Source organism: Rhizobium sp. BK538, from assembly GCF_014197575.1.
Taxonomy (GTDB): domain Bacteria; phylum Pseudomonadota; class Alphaproteobacteria; order Rhizobiales; family Rhizobiaceae; genus Rhizobium.
The window spans coordinates 132,140-149,207 of sequence record NZ_JACIFT010000003.1 but is presented as its reverse complement, the minus strand read 5'-3'; the positions used below and the strand labels follow the sequence as shown (position 1 = coordinate 149,207).

12 protein-coding genes and 1 pseudogene are annotated in these 17,068 nt (G+C 61.2%); 6 read left to right on the top strand and 7 right to left on the bottom strand.

The features are described from left to right. Positions 1-8 precede the first annotated feature (8 nt). Together FHX09_RS04810 and FHX09_RS04805 are read left to right on the top strand one after the other, a co-directional pair. Positions 9-1,238 carry a DUF459 domain-containing protein gene (locus FHX09_RS04810; protein WP_037083508.1) on the top strand — a complete coding sequence of 410 codons (1,230 nt, stop codon included), beginning with the start codon at positions 9-11 and terminating at the stop codon, positions 1,236-1,238. 121 nt (positions 1,239-1,359) lie between these two features. Further along, positions 1,360-2,002, top strand: a pseudogene (locus FHX09_RS04805) (amino acid transporter). 48 nt (positions 2,003-2,050) lie between these two features. On the opposite strand, the gene FHX09_RS04800 reads toward FHX09_RS04805, so the two are convergent. Together FHX09_RS04800 and gltB are read right to left on the bottom strand one after the other, a co-directional pair. Further along, a complete protein-coding gene (locus FHX09_RS04800) occupies positions 2,051-3,505 on the bottom strand; it encodes a glutamate synthase subunit beta (protein WP_132589159.1) in 1,455 nt (484 codons plus the stop codon). 256 nt (positions 3,506-3,761) lie between these two features. Next, positions 3,762-8,483, bottom strand: a complete 4,722-nt coding sequence (gene gltB, locus FHX09_RS04795; RefSeq protein ID WP_132589158.1) for a glutamate synthase large subunit — start codon at positions 8,481-8,483, stop codon at positions 3,762-3,764. Positions 8,484-9,022: 539 nt separating this feature from the next. Here gltB and FHX09_RS04790 point away from each other — a divergent pair. Then, on the top strand, positions 9,023-10,072 hold the full coding sequence (locus FHX09_RS04790) for a low specificity L-threonine aldolase (RefSeq protein WP_183719509.1): 1,050 nt from the start codon (positions 9,023-9,025) through the stop codon (positions 10,070-10,072). A 10-nt stretch (positions 10,073-10,082) separates the two neighbouring features. Here the strand turns inward: FHX09_RS04790 and FHX09_RS30290 are convergent, their stop codons facing one another. Then, positions 10,083-10,211 (bottom strand): hypothetical protein, encoded by a 129-nt coding sequence (locus FHX09_RS30290; protein WP_259128832.1) that lies wholly within the window; start codon positions 10,209-10,211, stop codon positions 10,083-10,085. A 269-nt stretch (positions 10,212-10,480) separates the two neighbouring features. Here FHX09_RS30290 and FHX09_RS04785 point away from each other — a divergent pair, with 269 nt between their 5' ends. Continuing rightward, the gene (locus tag FHX09_RS04785) at positions 10,481-10,978 is read left to right on the top strand and encodes an N-acetyltransferase (protein WP_132589156.1); all 498 of its coding nucleotides are present in this window, start codon (positions 10,481-10,483) and stop codon (positions 10,976-10,978) included. A gap of 93 nt (positions 10,979-11,071) precedes the next feature. On the opposite strand, the gene FHX09_RS04780 is transcribed toward FHX09_RS04785, so the two are convergent. Then, positions 11,072-11,929, bottom strand: coding sequence for a LysR substrate-binding domain-containing protein (locus tag FHX09_RS04780; RefSeq protein WP_132589155.1), 858 nt, complete (start codon positions 11,927-11,929; stop codon positions 11,072-11,074). Positions 11,930-12,022: 93 nt separating this feature from the next. Here FHX09_RS04780 and FHX09_RS04775 point away from each other — a divergent pair, with 93 nt between their 5' ends. Then, a complete protein-coding gene (locus tag FHX09_RS04775) occupies positions 12,023-13,027 on the top strand; it encodes a bile acid:sodium symporter family protein (RefSeq protein ID WP_184449347.1) in 1,005 nt (334 codons plus the stop codon). A 64-nt stretch (positions 13,028-13,091) separates the two neighbouring features. On the opposite strand, the gene FHX09_RS04770 is transcribed toward FHX09_RS04775, so the two are convergent. Together FHX09_RS04770 and FHX09_RS04765 are read right to left on the bottom strand one after the other, a co-directional pair. After that, the gene (locus tag FHX09_RS04770; RefSeq protein ID WP_007797803.1) at positions 13,092-13,559 is read right to left on the bottom strand and encodes an Hsp20 family protein; all 468 of its coding nucleotides are present in this window, start codon (positions 13,557-13,559) and stop codon (positions 13,092-13,094) included. 358 nt (positions 13,560-13,917) lie between these two features. After that, positions 13,918-14,796: a Hint domain-containing protein gene (locus tag FHX09_RS04765; RefSeq protein ID WP_132589153.1), complete on the bottom strand. Its 879-nt coding sequence runs from the start codon at positions 14,794-14,796 to the stop codon at positions 13,918-13,920. 260 nt (positions 14,797-15,056) lie between these two features. On the opposite strand from FHX09_RS04765, the gene FHX09_RS04760 reads away from it, so the two are divergent. Then, on the top strand, positions 15,057-16,031 hold the full coding sequence (locus tag FHX09_RS04760) for an alpha/beta hydrolase (RefSeq protein ID WP_132589152.1): 975 nt from the start codon (positions 15,057-15,059) through the stop codon (positions 16,029-16,031). A 42-nt stretch (positions 16,032-16,073) separates the two neighbouring features. Here FHX09_RS04760 and hisN read toward each other — a convergent pair whose 3' ends face one another. Further along, positions 16,074-16,847, bottom strand: a complete 774-nt coding sequence (gene hisN / locus FHX09_RS04755; protein ID WP_037083526.1) for a histidinol-phosphatase — start codon at positions 16,845-16,847, stop codon at positions 16,074-16,076. Positions 16,848-17,068 lie beyond the last annotated feature (221 nt).

Sequence of the window (17,068 nt, the reverse complement as noted above, 5' to 3'; positions counted from 1 at the left end):
ATGCGAGAATGCCGGCTGATGCGAGGCTGCTGACTATGCGTAAACGAGTAAACCGGGCAACGCTCCGCTGGGGTGCGATCGGCACTGCGACGTTGGTGCTTGTCTTCAGCGCGCTGCCGGTGCACGTGGCCGATGCGCAGGAGCGCTATTACTATCGCCGCTCCATTCTCGACTTCTTCCTTGGTCGTCGTTACATCCAGGAATATCCGCCACAAGCACCGTCTCAGAACGCGCCGCAACGACAGCCTGCGCCGAAGAGGAAGGCGGCGCCGAAGGCGGCTGCAGCGCCACGCCCAGCCGCTCCCGTGGTCGTTGAAGAGAAGGTGGTCGAAAAACTTGCCAACGCTCAGAAGATCCTTGTCGTCGGCGACTTTCTCGCCGGCGGTCTTGGCGTCGGCATGGATGCCGCATTCAAGGATTCTCCCGGCATTGTCGTCGAAACACATAGCAACGTCGCCTCCGGTCTGGTGCGAGACGACTACTATGACTGGCCGCAACAGTTGACGAAATTCATGGACGAGGCAAAGCCCGCCATGGTCATCGTCATGCTCGGCGCGAATGATCGCCAGCAGATGGTAACGGATGTAGGCAAGGAGAAATTCAGGACCGACGGTTGGTATGCAGAATATCAGCGCCGCGTCGTGGCCTTCGGCAAGCAGGTCACCAGCCGCAAGATCCCACTGCTCTGGGTCGGCCTGCCGGCCTTCGATTCGCCCGCGATGACCGCCGATGCCGTGCAGCTCAACCAGCTGTTCCGCAAGCAGATGGAGAGCGGCGGCGGCGAGTTCGTCGATATCTGGGACGGCTTCGTCAGCGAAGGTGGTGACTTCATCGTCACCGGCTCTGATATCAACGGCCAGCAGGTGCGCCTGCGCACGTCCGACGGCATCAATCTCACCGAGGCCGGCCGGCGCAAGCTCGCCTTTTATGTCGAAAAGCCCGTGCGACGCATCCTCGGCATTCAAACAAGCCCCGACCTCGTTCGCCTCGATACGGGCAATGCGCCGGCGATCGACGCGGTTGCAATGCCCGGCCGCACGGAACCGATCAGCCTCTCCGACCCGAACCTCGATGGCGGCGCGGAGCTTCTCGGCGGCAGAGCTCTGCCAGTCAGCGTAACCAAGTCACCGCGCGACATGCTGGTTCAGGACGGCGAGATGGCGCCTCCCCCAGCCGGCCGCGTCGATGACTACCGCATGACGCCGATGAAGCCCACGGCACAGGTTTCCATCAAATAGCAGCTTCCTCGCAGGGCCAATTACAGCGACAACCCGTCGCCAGTCTCAGGCACTGCCTCTGCCGTTGCGCGGAGACCTTCACCCCAACCGCCGCTCGACACTGCAGACGCAGACAAACGTCATGCAATTAGAAATGCCGACTGATCACGGCGCATGGTCCGCTTGGAGCCCAGCGGAACTGGCAGGCCGGTTGAGTGGCATTTCAAGGCCCTGGTGCATTGTCGGCGGATGGGCGCTCGACCTTTGGCATGGCTGTCAGACTCGTGAGCACGAGGACCTGGAATTGACGGTTCTACGCGAAGATCTCGGCATCTTTCGCGACGCCCTGAAGGGCATGGAATTCCATACGGCGGGAGATGGCGTTGTTGAGTACCTGCCAGCAGACGAGGCGCCACCGGCAGCAATCTCGCAGATGGTGTTTGGACATGGCGGAGCGACGCTGGCGCGTCGACATGATGATCGAGCCGGGAACGTTCGAGACCTGGGTCTACAAACGGGATCCGACCATCTCCCGGCCGCGTGCAGAGATGGTTGGCACGACGGCTGAGGGTATTCCCTATTTGAAGCCGGCTGCGGTCCTGCTGTTCAAGGCGAAATACAGACGCGCGAAGGATGAAATCGACTTCGAGCAAGCCTTGCCGAAACTGCCCGCTTCGCAACGTCTGTGGCTGAAAACCTGCCTTGCGGCATGCCACCCCGACCATGAATGGTTGAAAAGCCTGCAAGAGCCGCCGATGACGCTCGATCTGGAGCCTATGGAATGAAAAGGGCCGCTCGAAGCGGCCCAAACTCCATTCATCAAACGGCTTTGCTTACCGCGGCAGAACCGTCGAGCCCATCAGGGCCTCATCGATGGCGCGGGCGGCCTGGCGGCCCTCGCGGATCGCCCAGACGACTAGCGACTGGCCGCGGCGCACGTCGCCTGCCGTCCAGAACTTGTCGACCGACGTCTTGTAGTCGCGGTCGTTGGCAACAACGTTGGTCGAGCCGCGACGGTCGGTATTGAGCGTCAGCTTGCCGTCGAGCTCCTTCAGCACGCTGTCCTTGAACGGACCGCTGAAACCGATCGCGATGAAGGCGAGGTCGGCTTTGATGATGAACTCCGTGCCGGCGATCGGCTTGCGGCGCTCGTCCACCTCGCAGCACTTCACGCCGGTGAGCACGCCGTCTTCGCCGACGAATTCGAGCGTTGCAACCTGGAACTCGCGGATCGCGCCTTCCGCCTGCGAGGACGAGGTGCGCATCTTCGTCGCCCAGAACGGCCAGACGGCGAGCTTGTCTTCCTTCTCCGGCGGCTGCGGGCGAATGTCGAGCTGGGTCACTTTCACTGCACCCTGACGGAACGCCGTGCCGACACAGTCAGACGCAGTATCGCCACCGCCGACGACGACCACGTGCTTGGCGCCCGCGAGGATCGGGTCAGAGGCCCAGCCAACGCTGTCGATGTTTTCGCGACCGACGCGCTTGTTCTGCTGCACGAGGTACGGCATTGCATCATGAACGCCGGAAAGCTCGATGCCCGGGATACCCGCTTCGCGGGGCGTTTCCGAACCGCCGCAATAGAGCACCGCATCGTAATCGGCGAGCAGCTGCTCGACCTTCACGTCGACCCCGACATTGACGCCACAGTGGAAGGTGACGCCCTCGCCCTTCATCTGCTCGACGCGGCGATCGATGAAGTTCTTCTCCATTTTGAAGTCAGGGATGCCGTAACGCAGCAGCCCGCCGGGCTTCGACTCGCGCTCATAGAGGTGAACCTCATGGCCAGCGCGGCCGAGCTGCTGCGCAGCCGCCATGCCGGCCGGGCCGGAGCCGATGATGGCGACCTTCTTGCCGGTATGGACCGTCGCCGGCTGCGGGCGGATGAAGCCGAGCTCGTAGGCCTTGTCGGCAATCGCCTGTTCGACGGTCTTGATCGCAACCGGCGTGTCTTCGAGGTTCAGCGTGCAGGCTTCCTCGCAGGGCGCCGGGCAGACACGGCCAGTGAACTCAGGGAAGTTGTTGGTCGAATGCAGGTTCTGGATCGCCGCTTCCCAGTTGTTGTTGTAGACGAGGTCGTTCCAGTCCGGAATCTGGTTATGGACAGGACAACCAGTCGGCCCATGGCAATAGGGAATGCCACAGTCCATGCAGCGGGCTGCCTGTTTCTGCACCTCCTGGTCCGACATCGGGATCGTGAATTCGCGGAAATGCCGGATGCGATCCGAGGCAGGCTGATACTTCGCCACCTGCCGGTCGATTTCCAGAAACCCTGTGACCTTACCCATATTTTCGTCCCTCATCATCTCAAAGCCCAAGACCCAGAGGTCCCCAGTACCAGTAGGCGTGTCCCATGACCGCACCCAGGGCTACAAATTCCGTTCTCAGGTCATCGCCGAGATATGAGGTCCCGGCGCAAACTGCGACGGCGAGGCACAGGGATGTGAAGAGGTGGAACAGCGACCATCGATTTCTCATCAGCGTCCTTTCCGGTATCTCCGTGCCCCTCGTCAGAGCAGTTATAGACCTAGCGATTCAAGAGCATTACTCCGCCGCAATTCCCATGCGGGCGCGTTCCATTTCTTCAAGGGCACGGCGGTACTCGACCGGCATGACCTTGCGGAACTTCGGACGGTAGTCGGCCCAGTTGTCCAGGATCAGCTTGGCGCGGGTAGAACCCGTGTAGTGCAGATGGTTGGAAATCAACTGGTAGAGGCGTTCCTCGTCGTGGCGCGTCATGTCACCGGAGACGTCGACGCGCCCCTTGTGCATGAGGTCGCCGCCGTGATGATGCAGCTTCTCCAGCATGTCGTCCTCTTCCGGAACCGGCTCGAGCTCGACCATTGCCATGTTGCAGCGCTTGGCGAAATCGCCCGTTTCGTCGAGCACATAGGCGACGCCGCCGGACATGCCGGCCGCGAAGTTACGACCCGTCGAGCCGAGCACGACAACGACACCGCCCGTCATGTATTCGCAGCCGTGGTCACCCACGCCTTCGACGATGGCGATCGCACCCGAGTTACGGACCGCAAAGCGCTCGCCCGCGACGCCGCGGAAGTAGCACTCGCCTTCGGTCGCACCGTAGAGCACGGTGTTGCCGACGATGATCGACTCTTCCGCGACAATCTTCGAGTTCTCCGGCGGCCGGACGATGATCTTGCCGCCCGAAAGGCCCTTGCCGACATAGTCGTTGCCGTCACCGATCAGGTTGAAGGTGATGCCGCGCGCCAGGAAGGCGCCAAACGACTGACCTGCCGTGCCCTTGAGCGTCACGTTGATCGTGTCGTCCTTGAGGCCGCGATGGTTGTAGCGCTTGGCGACTTCGCCGGACAACATCGCGCCCGCCGAACGGTCGACGTTCTTGATATCGACTTCGAAAGCAACCGGCGTCTTCGAAGACAATGCCGACTCGGCCTCCGCGATCAGCTTGCGATCGAGAATGTCGTCGATCGGGTGCTTCTGGCGGGTTGTCCAGTAGGTCGCATCCTTCGGCGCCTCGACCTTGTGGAAGATGCGGCTGAAGTCGAGACCCTTGGACTTCCAGTGCGCCAGCATCTCGTCCTTCTCGAGCAACTCCGAAGCGCCGATGATGTCATCAAGCTTGGTGAAGCCGAGAGACGCCAGGATTTCGCGCACTTCGTTGGCGACGAAGAAGAAGTAGTTGACGACGTGCTCGGGCGTGCCCTTGAAGCGCTTGCGCAGAACCGGATCCTGCGTGGCAACGCCGACAGGACAGGTGTTCAGGTGACACTTGCGCATCATGATGCAGCCGGCGGCGATCAGCGGCGCGGTCGCGAAGCCGAACTCGTCGGCGCCGAGAAGCGCACCGATGATGACGTCGCGGCCGGTCTTCAGACCACCATCGACCTGCAGGGCTATGCGCGAACGCAGGCCGTTCAGCACCAGCGTCTGCTGGGTTTCGGCAAGGCCGATTTCCCACGGGCTGCCCGCATGCTTCAGCGAGGTCAGCGGCGATGCGCCGGTGCCGCCGTCGAAGCCGGAGACGGTGATGTGGTCGGCGCGCGCCTTGGCAACGCCGGCGGCAACCGTGCCGACGCCGACTTCCGAGACGAGCTTTACCGAGACATCGGACGTCGGGTTGACGTTCTTCAGGTCGTAGATCAGCTGCGCCAGATCTTCGATCGAGTAGATGTCGTGGTGCGGTGGCGGCGAAATCAGGCCGACGCCCGGCGTCGAGTGACGGGTCTTGGCAACTGTCGCATCGACCTTGTGGCCGGGCAGCTGGCCGCCTTCGCCGGGCTTTGCCCCCTGCGCGACCTTGATCTGCAGCATGTCGGCATTGACTAGATATTCGGTCGTCACACCGAAGCGTCCCGATGCGATCTGCTTGATCGCCGAGCGTTCCGGGTTCGACGAACCGTCCGGCAGCGGCATGTAGCGATCACTCTCTTCGCCCCCCTCGCCGGTGTTGGACTTGCCGCCGATCCTATTCATGGCGATCGCCAGCGTCGTATGCGCCTCTCTGGAGATCGAGCCGAAGGACATGGCACCGGTCGAGAAGCGCTTGACGATATCGATCGCCGGCTCGACCTCGTCGACCGAGACGGGCACGCGGCCGAGCTGTTCGGCGCTCTTGATGTTGAAGAGGCCGCGGATCGTGTTCATGCGCAGCGCCGAGGTGTTCACCATCTCGGCAAACTCGCGATAGCGGTCTTCGGCATTGCCGCGAACGGCATGCTGCAGTGTCGCGACCGCATCCGGCGTCCAGGCGTGGCTTTCGCCGCGCATGCGGAAGGCATACTCGCCGCCGATATCCAGCGTGGTCGCCAGCAGCGGATCCTTGCCGAAAGCGGAGGTGTGACGAGCAACGGTCTCTTCGGCGATCGCCGTGAGATCGACGCCTTCGATCATCGTTGCAGTACCGAAGAAGTACTTGTCGACCAGCTCCTGCTGCAGGCCGATCGCATCGAAGATTTGACCGCCGCAATAGGACTGATAGGTCGAGATGCCCATCTTCGACATGACCTTGAGGATGCCTTTGCCGACCGCCTTGATGTAGCGGTAGACGACTTCGCTAGCGTCCACTTCCTTCGGGAATTCGCCCTTGGCATGCATGTCGAGCAGCGTGTCGAAGGCAAGATAAGGGTTGATCGCTTCGGCGCCATAGCCTGCGAGCAGGCAGAAATGATGCACTTCGCGCGGCTCGCCGGTCTCGACAACGAGGCCGACCGAGGTGCGAAGACCCTTGCGGATAAGGTGATGGTGGACAGCAGCGGTCGCCAGCAGCGCCGGGATCGCGATTCGGTCCGGTCCGATCTGGCGGTCGGAAAGCACGATGATGTTGTAGCCGCCCTTCACCGCCGCTTCCGCGCGCTCACAGAGGCGGTCGAGCATCTCGGGCATGCCTTCGGCGCCACGCTCGACGTCATAGGTGAAGTCGAGCGTCTTGGTGTCGAAGCGGTCCTCGGTGTGACCGATCGAGCGGATCTTTTCGAGATCGCCATTGGTCAGGATCGGCTGGCGCACTTCCAGGCGCTTGGCGTTCGCCATGCCAGTATGGTCGAGAATGTTCGGACGCGGCCCGATGAACGAGACGAGGCTCATGACGAGCTCTTCGCGGATCGGGTCGATCGGCGGGTTGGTAACCTGCGCGAAGTTCTGCTTGAAGTAGGTGTAGAGCAGCTTCGACTTCTCCGACATCGCCGAGATCGGCGTATCCGTGCCCATCGAGCCGACGGCTTCCTGCCCCGTCGTCGCCATCGGCGACATCAGGATCTTGGTGTCTTCGGTCGTGTAGCCGAAGGCCTGCTGGCGGTTGAGCAGCGACACGTCGCGGCGCAGCGCGCGCGGCTCGACCGGCTTCAGGTCTTCGAGGATGAGCTGCGTGCGATCCAGCCAGTTGCGGTAGGGATGCTTGGTCGCAAGCTCGGACTTCACTTCCTCGTCGGAAACGATCCGGCCTCTTTCCATGTCGATCAGCAGCATCTTGCCTGGCTGCAGGCGCCACTTCTGCACGATATCCTCTTCAGCCACCGGCAGCGTGCCGGCTTCCGAAGCGAGGATGACGCGGTCGTCGCTGGTGACGAGATAACGTGCAGGACGCAGACCGTTGCGGTCGAGCGTCGCGCCGATCTGCTTGCCGTCGGTGAAGGCGACAGCCGCCGGTCCGTCCCACGGCTCCATCAGCGCGGCATGATATTCGTAGAATGCCTTGCGCTCGGCCGCCATCGACTGGTTGCCGGCCCAGGCTTCCGGGATCAGCATCATCACGGCGTGCGCCATGGAGTAGCCGCCGCGCACGAGGAACTCGAGCGCGTTGTCAAAACAGGCCGTGTCCGACTGGCCTTCATAGGAGATCGGCCAGAGCTTGGAGATGTCGTCACCGAAGAGCGGCGAGGAAACAGAGGCCTGACGCGCCGCCATCCAGTTGACGTTGGAGCGCAGCGTGTTGATCTCGCCGTTGTGGGCGACCATGCGATAGGGGTGCGCCAGCTTCCACGACGGGAAGGTGTTGGTGGAGAAGCGCTGATGGACGAGGGCGACCGCGGTTTCGAAACGCGGGTCCGACAGGTCCTTGTAGTAGGCACCGACCTGGTAGGCCAGGAACATGCCCTTATAGACAACCGTCGCCGACGACAGCGAGACCGGATAGAAGTTGCTCTCCTCGCCGTCGAACTCGTCGTAAATGCGGTTGGAGATCACCTTGCGCAGCGTGAACAGGCGACGCTCGAACTCGTCGTTCGTCGCAGCGTCCTTGCCGGCACCGATGAAGACCTGCACGTGGTGCGGCTCGGTGGCGGCAATATCGGGCGCCTTCGACAGCGAGGAGTTATCGACCGGCACGTCACGGAAGCCGAGGAAGACCTGGCCTTCTTCGGTGATGACGTCCTGGATCACCTTCTTGAAATGCGCGATCTGCTTTTCGTCGCGCGGCATGAAAATGTGGCCCATGCCGTACTCGCCGACCTTCGGCAGGGTGATACCCTGCTTGGCCATTTCCTCGCGGAAGAAGCGGTCCGGAATCTGCACGAGAATACCGGCGCCATCGCCCATCAGCGGATCGGCGCCGACGGCACCGCGATGCGTCAGGTTCTCGAGAATGAAGAGACCGTCCTTGACGATCTGGTGCGACTTTTGACCCTTCATATGAGCGACGAAGCCGACGCCGCAGGCATCGTGCTCGTTGCGCGGGTCGTAAAGCCCCTGTTTTCGCGGCAGACCGGAGGCGAATTTACGCGTATTGGCCGTCGCGCGCATCGTTGCTGCTGCGAACTGGTCAAAACCCGTGGATGGCGTCTTCGTCATCTTTCCCTCCTGTCAGAGCCCGCGGGGCTGCGGGCGGCTTCTTGTCGCGCGCCGTCCCTGATCCTAGGTTCGGCGCGTGACAGCGCTGTTGCATTATCGAAGATCCGGTCGCCGGCGGCAGGCTTTCCAGGGAAAGCAACCGTGCGCTCCCGCGCCTGCCATCCGCCTCCGCACGCGGGCTTTTGCCCGCTTTTGAAGAACTATAGCGTGAAACCCCACAAGTGTAAGGTTTTTTGGCGCCTCTTCGGCCATCGCGGCCAAAATAGGACAGCAACACTGTCCTAATTCACCTGATCTATGCCAGAAACATATTGTCTACGCAAGAGTGCAGATTCAAAAAATCGGCAGTTTGCGACCTAATATTGCCGAAACAACGCATATATGCGACATAAAATTACGCCTTTCCGCACTATTTTGTTTATTGATTGCCGAAGTCAATTTTTGTGATGGATTCCACGCCGCCTCTTTGACCAGCCGGAATGATCGCGTAATGTCCCGCCCCGAACCCGATCCTCATCCATCCCAAGCGGTTTCCTTCCATGTATTTCGCATCCGACAACTGGGCCGGCGCCCATCGATCCATAGCCGAACGTCTGCTCCGGGAATCCGACGGCTTTGCCGCAGCTTATGGCGCGAGCGATCTCGACCGGCGCGTCGAGCGGCGCTTTGCCGAAGTCTTCGAGCGCGAGGTCGCCGTCCTCTTCGTCGGCACCGGGACGGCAGCGAACTCCTTGTCGCTCGCCAGCGTCCAACGGCCGGGCGGCATCACCTTCTGCCATTCCGAAGCGCACGTGATTGCGGACGAATGCGGCGCGCCCGACTTCTTCAGCGGGGCCCGCCTGCTCGGCGTCCCCGGCGCGGAAGGAAAGATCGATCCGACTAAACTGAAGGAGAAGGTCGCAGCTTACCCGCAAACGGCCGTGCAACACGGACGCGCAACGGCTGTAACGATCACTCAGGCGACGGAAGCCGGTACGGTCTACAGCCTGTCGGAAATCGACGAAATCGCCGCGATCGCCCAAAGGGACAAGCTACCCCTCCACATGGACGGAGCACGCTTTGCCAATGCCCTCGTCTCCCTCGATGTCAGTCCGGCCGAGATGACCTGGAAGCGCGGCATCGACATGCTGTCCTTCGGTGGCACGAAGAACGGCTGCTGGTGCGCGGAAGCGATCGTCTTCTTCAATGCGGAGCAGGCGAAAGAGATGCCGTTCATCCGCAAGCGCGCCGCCCAGCTGTTCTCGAAGTCCCGCTTCATCGCGGCCCAGTTCGATGCCTATTTCGAGAACGATCTCTGGCTCGATCTCGCTCGCCATGCGAACGGCATGTCCGATCGTCTGCGCGCCGGCATCACCGCGAGCAACCTGGCCCGCCTCGCATGGCCGACCTCGGCCAACGAAGTCTTTGCCGTCATCGCGAAGAGCGCGGCCAAAACCGCCGAGGAGAAGGGCGCGAAGTTCTATGAATGGCCGGTGTCGCCGGCAACGCCCGAACTCGTCGGCTCGGGTGAGACGCTGGTCCGCCTCGTCACCAGCTTTGCGACAGATGAGGCAGACGTCGATGGCTTCCTGGGCTGCCTTGCAGGCTGAGTCGCAGGGCTCAATTCTGATGCCCCGTCACGGCGGATTGCGGCTTGCCGCTATCCGTCGTTTTCGCGTCGTGTCCGGCCACGACAATCAGCATCACACAGGCAACCAGCCCGGATACGAAGAGTACCCCATACGTCATCGGTCCGTTCTCCTTGCCCCGAAGATCGACCATCCAGCAGGGGAGCCTAGACCCCGAACCTAACCAGATGCCTAACCCATAGGGTTGAAAGCGCCTTAAGATGGTAAGTAGTCCATTAACATTTGAGGCAAGAGGCGAACCAGAATTGCGCCGGCATGAAGCTTTGTTGCAGGATCGGCGTGGTTGATTACCTATCCCTGACCGCCCTGCCGCAGCCGCGCTGTCACGGGCCACCGGTCTGAAATCGGAAAATGGCGAAAGAGACCCGAATGGAAATCCGTCCTGAACAGCTAAGCGACATCGCGGCGATCCGTCAGATAACAAAGGCGGCGTTCGCACCGATGGACTATAGCAGCCAAACAGAAGCAGAGATCGTCGACGCTCTGCGTAATGCGGACGCCCTGATCGTCTCGCTCGTCGCCGTCGAGGATGGTGCCGTTGTAGGGCATGTCGCGTTTTCGCCCGTTACGATCGATGGCGAAGACAAGGGCTGGTATGGACTCGGACCGGTCTCGGTCAGGCCGGACCGTCAAAAAGGGGGGGTTGGCGGAAAACTCATTCGCGACGGCCTATCGCGACTCGCCGATATCGGAGCCAAAGGCTGCGTCGTTCTCGGCGATCCCGGCTACTATACGCGCTTCGGCTTCCAGAATGACGTCAATCTGATCTTTGAGGCTGCGCCTGCGGAATATTTCATGTGCTTGGCGTTCGACGGCGACACGCCTGCGGGCAAAGTCAGCTATCACGCTGGCTTCAACGCCACTTGATAGCGAAGCTGAAGTCTTAAAGACAAGGCTGCCTTCTCGATAACTGAGGTTAGGAAACTGGCTCGCGGTTCGTCCGGCGGCTGAAAGCCAACGTCATGCGTTGGCGCGAAGGCTGCGCACCTTCCCAAGGATGTCGTCCGATAGGGCTGAAACCAGTGCCTGGTCCGCCCCCTTGCGCGGCACCAGCACAAACTCGACGTCCTCAAGCACCGGCAGCCTGCCTTTGCCGATCTCCTTCAACCCCGATGGCGCCATGCTGCGTGGCTGCACCAGTACGCCCATCCCCGCCCGCGCTGCCGCCGTCAGTCCGCTGAGGCTGCCGCAGGTACAGACGATCCGCCACGCGACCTGGCTGCGCCCCAACGCTTCGAGTGCAATGCTGCGCGTCACGCTCGGCGGCGGGAAGGCGATCAATGGCAGGGGCCCACCGCTCAAGACGTGCTCGGGATCGCGTGCTAGCCAGACCAGTGGCTCGCGATAGACCAACCGCCCGCGTGCATCGCCGAGCCGGCGCTTCGCCAGCACGAGGTCGATCTCGCCATTATCCTGCATCTCGTAGAGCGTGCCGGAGAGCGCCACCGTCAGCTCCAAATCGACCGATGGGTGCGAGCGAACGAAATCCTCGAGCACTGCCGGTAGCTGGCTGGTCACGAAGTCTTCCGACACGCCGAGCCGGAGATTGCCCCGCAGCCTCTGCCCCCTGAATTGCGACTGAACCTGTGCCTCGATCGCCAGCATCGCCCGCGCATGGCTAAGCAGCGCCTCGCCGTCGGTCGTCAGTTGCACCTTGTGGGTGTCGCGCGCCAGCAACCGCCGTCCGACCGCGCTTTCAAGCCGCTGGATGTGCTGGCTGACGGTCGATTGGCCGAGGCCGAGCCTTTCGGCTGCCAGTGTGAAGCTTCCCATCTGTTCGACGGCAACAAAACTGCGCAGCTGCGTAAGATCAAGCATGGCAATCCAGAAATACGATAACTGTTATTCCTTGCATCCTGTATCATAATGGAAGAAAGACAAATGATCTACCGATCTCGATGAGTATCCGTCATGCGCCGTTTTTTACCCGATAACTTTACGATGCTGTTGGTCTGCACCGTCATCCTCGCCTCGCTGCTGCCCGCCAAAGGCGCCTTTGTTGGCTATTTCGGGATCGCGACAAACCTGGCGGTGGCCCTCCTCTTCTTCCTGCACGGCGCCCGCCTGTCACGTGACGTCGTGATCGCCGGCCTGCTGCATTGGCGGCTGCATCTTGCGATCCTATTGACGACGTTCGGCCTGTTTCCCATCCTCGGCCTGGGTCTCGGCTTCGTGCCGGAATGGATCCTGCCGAAGCCCCTCTATCTCGGCATCCTTTATCTCTGCGTCCTGCCTTCGACGGTGCAATCCTCGATCGCCTTCACGTCCATGGCAGGCGGCAACGTGCCGGCTGCCATATGCTCGGCATCGGCCTCGAACATCTTCGGCATGTTCCTGACGCCGCTGCTCGTCGGACTGCTCTTCTCGGTCGGCGGCCATGGCAGTTTCTCATGGGACGTCCTCGGACAGATCCTCCTGCAGCTGCTGCTGCCCTTCGTCGTCGGCCAGGCGCTCCAGCCCTGGATCGGCAACTGGATCCGCGCGAAAAAGGCCCTGCTGATGCCGGTTGACCGCGGCTCGATCCTGATGGTCGTCTATCTTGCCTTCAGCAAGGCGGTCGTCGAGGGGCTATGGCACACGTTCTCGATCGCCGACATTGCAGCGGTCATTATCGCCGACATGAGTCTGCTTGCTCTCGTCTTGTGCTTCACCATGTTTGGCAGCCGCCTCCTCGGCTTTAGCAAGGCCGACGAGATCACTATCACCTTCTGCGGATCGAAGAAGAGCCTCGCCAGCGGCGCGCCGATGGCCAGCGTCATCTTTGCCGGGCAATCGGTCGGCGCGATCGTGCTGCCACTGATGCTATTCCATCAGATCCAGTTGATGGTCTGCGCCGTGATCGCGCAGAAATATGCGGCGAAGGCCGCGCACCGCATCACCGAAGAGGAAGTTGAGGAGGCGGCAAGCCCAGCCTGACCTCGATAACAAAAAGGCGGCGCTCGAACGAGCGCCGCCGGCATCATTGGCCTGGGAGGACCGATTAGTTGGCGACCTGCGCCTCGATGGCCTTCGGCGCGCTGACCGGCTCAGCCGCAATCGCGATCTTGCGCGGCTTCATGGCTTCCGGAATGCTGCGAAGCAGGTCGATGTGGAGCAGACCGTTCTTCAGCGAAGCGGCAGTAACCTCCACATGGTCGGCAAGCTGGAAGCGGCGCTCGAAGGCGCGCTTGGCGATGCCGCGATAGAGGAACTCACTGCCTTCCGCATTGTCTTCGCTCTTTTCACCCTTGACGGTCAGAGCGTGGGCCTGTGCCTCGATGGAGATTTCGGTCTCATCGAAACCGGCAACGGCCATAGTAATGCGGTAGGTGTTTTCACCGGTGCGCTCGATATTGTAGGGCGGATAGGTCTGGCCCTGGTCAGGCTGACCGAGACTGTCGAGCATGGTGAAAAGACGGTCGAAACCGACGGTGGAACGATAAAGGGGAGAGAAGTCTACGTGACGCATGATGTCCTCCTTAAGGAAGCGACGTGTTGCGATAGGTGCCCCTAAAACCCCTTATTCGGCAGCTTTGGGACGGTTCTGCAGGCCCGTTTGGCGCCTGCAGGAATGAGATGGGGATGGCTTTTGCGCAGTTCAAGACCCTGGCACAGGAGCGAACTCACGTTGCGTGAACCGCATATGAATAGCCGGTTCGGAAGCCGTTCATGAGTGGGAGATTAGGAATCGTGCCATCGGGTGACACTGGCCCGATGGCTGGAGTGTATCGTCCCTTCGTCTTCAGCCCGATCTCCGGCCGGCATCGCGAAACCCCTCAAGTTCCGCATGCCGGTCTTTTTTTGATTCGAGCTCGAAGACGAGGAAATCAGGCCGATAGCTCTTTGGCGCGCGCGTTAATCTTCTTGCAGGCATCCTGGAATGGATCGCGCATCGGCAACAAATGCGAAGCGCCAAGCAGAAGAAGCGCTTTCAAATGCTTCCAGCCGCCTTCCTCGCCGAGGACCGTCGCATAGGATGTCATCGAAGTGCGCGCCTCGCCGGCATAAAGACGTTCGTACTCCGCAAAATTAGAGAAGTTTTCGTGGTTGCTGTCCGAGGGATGGAAAGTTTCGGCTGCAGCGCCCTCGGCAAGGATGACCTCATGCGTATTGAGCAGGACGGCATAGTACTCGATCGACTTATCGGCCGCAGGAACGACCGGTGCGATTGTGGTGCCGTTCACCAGATCCTTCACACGGATCAGAACGCCATTCAGGAACAGCGCATGGCCGGGCGATAGGTAGAGATCGGAATGTGGTGTTCGGCTATCCAGCGCGTGGCGCGAGACGCGGATCGGCACCACGCCTTCATGCCAGCGTGCACCACTTTTCTTGAAGACTTGGCGGCCGACCCACTTGATCGGGCGGGCATCCCCATCCGGAAGCGAAACGCGATCGCCGATGCGAAGATCCTCGACAGGCTTTTCACCGCAATCCGTGAGGATCGCCGTCCCACGCAGGAAGCACTGCGCGCCACCGCCACCACCGCCGCCGGAACTGCCGTGTCCGCCTCCGCCAGAGCCGTTCCCGCCTCTACCGGAGTTGCCCCTCCCCCAACGCCGGCCCATAGCGCTCGCGGGAGACGTGGAAACTGCCGTTGCTGCGGCCGCGACGCTGGCGAGCCGAGCACCGGCAGCGGCGGCCACACCTAGAAAATGCCTTCGTGCGGTATTGCGTGGCAGCTTCGGATCTTCCGTGGATGACATGCTGGCTTCCTTTGATAAGAGTAACGCCAGCCCATGTTATAATAAGTTGTATTGCATTGAACTTCGGAGAATAGCGCTAACACCTACCCAAAAGGGAGTAGGCAAGGCCGGTCGTTCGGGTCAAGGATTTGCAAGGCAACGACCAAATTCAACGTCCCATCCATCGCCCGTTACCGAAGCTTTTTTCTTTGATTTGACAGCGCGACCGCCTATCCGCTTTACTCTAGAGGCGAATCCGCGAAGGACACGATCGATCGACCATGGAACAGGTCCTTTTTTCGACCCCCGACAATCCGGCACCCGAAAACCGCACCGAAGGCTACTTGGAGACGCACGATGGCCATCGGCTGCGCTATGCCGTCTTCCGCTCTGATGCGCCGGTAGCGAAGGGCACCGTCGTCCTCCTCCAGGGCCGAAACGAATTTATCGAGAAGTATTTCGAGACGATCCGCGACCTGACGGCCAAGGGGCTCTGGGTCGCGACCTTCGATCTGCGCGGCCAGGGCGGCTCCGACCGGCTTCTGAAGAAGGGCCCCTACGGCCATGTCCGGCGCTTCATCGATTACGAGCATGACCTCGACACGTTCCTCGAGAAGATCGTGCTGCCGGATACCCGCCTGCCCTTCTTCATTCTCGCGCATTCGACCGGAGCGCTGATCGCGATGTCCGCCGCCCCGTACCTTTCGACACGCATCGAGCGGATGGTGCTGACGGCACCCTTTATCGGCCTCTCAGGTCAGGCGGCCTCGGAAGGCACCATCCGCGCCCTCGCCGGGGTCGCCTGTTCGCTCGGTCTCGGCTCCTTTCCACTAACGCGCAAACTCAAGGAGCAGCCGTTCCGCGATAACCCCCTAACATCGGACGAGACGCGGTTCGAGCGCAACCTCGCCATTGCCGCGGCCCATCCGGAACTGACGCTTGGCCCGCCGACCGCGCGCTGGCTGCACGACTCCTTCCGGGCGATCGACCGCGTGACCTCTCCGAGCCATCTGTTTTCGATCACCATACCAACGGTCGTGATCGCGCCGACGCGCGACGCCATCGTGCCCTATATCGCGCAGGAGCGAATCTCACGCTATTTCCGCGCCGCTCAGTTCGTACCGATCAATGGTGGGCGGCATGAGGTGCTGCAGGAGCGCGATGTCTACCGCAAGGCAGCACTTGCGGCATTTCACGCCTTCATTCCCGGCAGCGATGCCGAGGCGGTCGAGGAAGTCGAAGGGTTTGGCACGTAGCCCGATCGCTATCCGAGTGACCTCTGGAAGTGCCGATTGCTGTTATCGATTGAGGACAGCCATTGCCTGTTCGTAGACGGCGCGGCTGCCTGCGGCAATGATCGAACCGCCGTTTTCCGGACGCCCGCCATCCCAGGTCGTGATGATCCCGCCGGCATTCTCGATGACGGGAATGATGCCGCCGACATCGTAGGGCTTCAGGCTGTTTTCGATCACCAGGTCAACGTGGCCGGCGGCAAGCAGCGCGTAGGCGTAGCAATCCGTTCCGTAGCGGAACAGCCGCACCTGGCTTTCGATTTCCCGATATTTCTCCATTTCGACGCCTACAAAGAGATGCGGCGAGGTGGTGAAAAGGATGGCGTTCGTCAGGGCGCCGCAATCGCGAACCTGCAGCCGGCGCTCTCCCTCCGGACCGCTGTAGATGGAACCATTCGCATCCGCGAAGTAGCGTTCGCCGGTAAAGGGCTGCTCGATCATCCCCATAATGGCCCTACCGTCGCGCTGCAGACCGATCAGCGTTCCCCAGACAGGCACGCCCGAAATAAAGGCGCGCGTACCATCGATCGGGTCGATAACCCACACATATTCGCGGTCGAGGCCGACATTGCCGTGCTCTTCACCAAGAATGCCATGATCTGGAAAGTGTTTCTCGATCAGCGAGCGAATGGCGACTTCCGCAGCCCTGTCGCCCTCGGTGACCGGGTCAAAGCCGCTCGACAGCTTGTTGGTCACGTCAAGCCCGGAACGGAAACGCGGCAGCGTCTCGGCCTTGGCGGCCTCCGCAAGGCGGTTGAAGAACGAGCGATCAGGAAGCATGGTGAAATCCATCGGTGGCGCGCGAGTGGCGCTTTTCATAGCGGAATTGCGGCCGGTTGCAAACGAGAGCGGCAGCATTTAGCCGGCTGCACAAATTTTTTGCACCGCAAAATTCTGATTGACAATTGTGCACCGCAATAGTAGCGTTTGCTCACAGTCTTCTGACTGTAAATACCCTCCTTGGGTGTTTCCTCCCTAGACTTGGACCGCCGTAAGGCGGT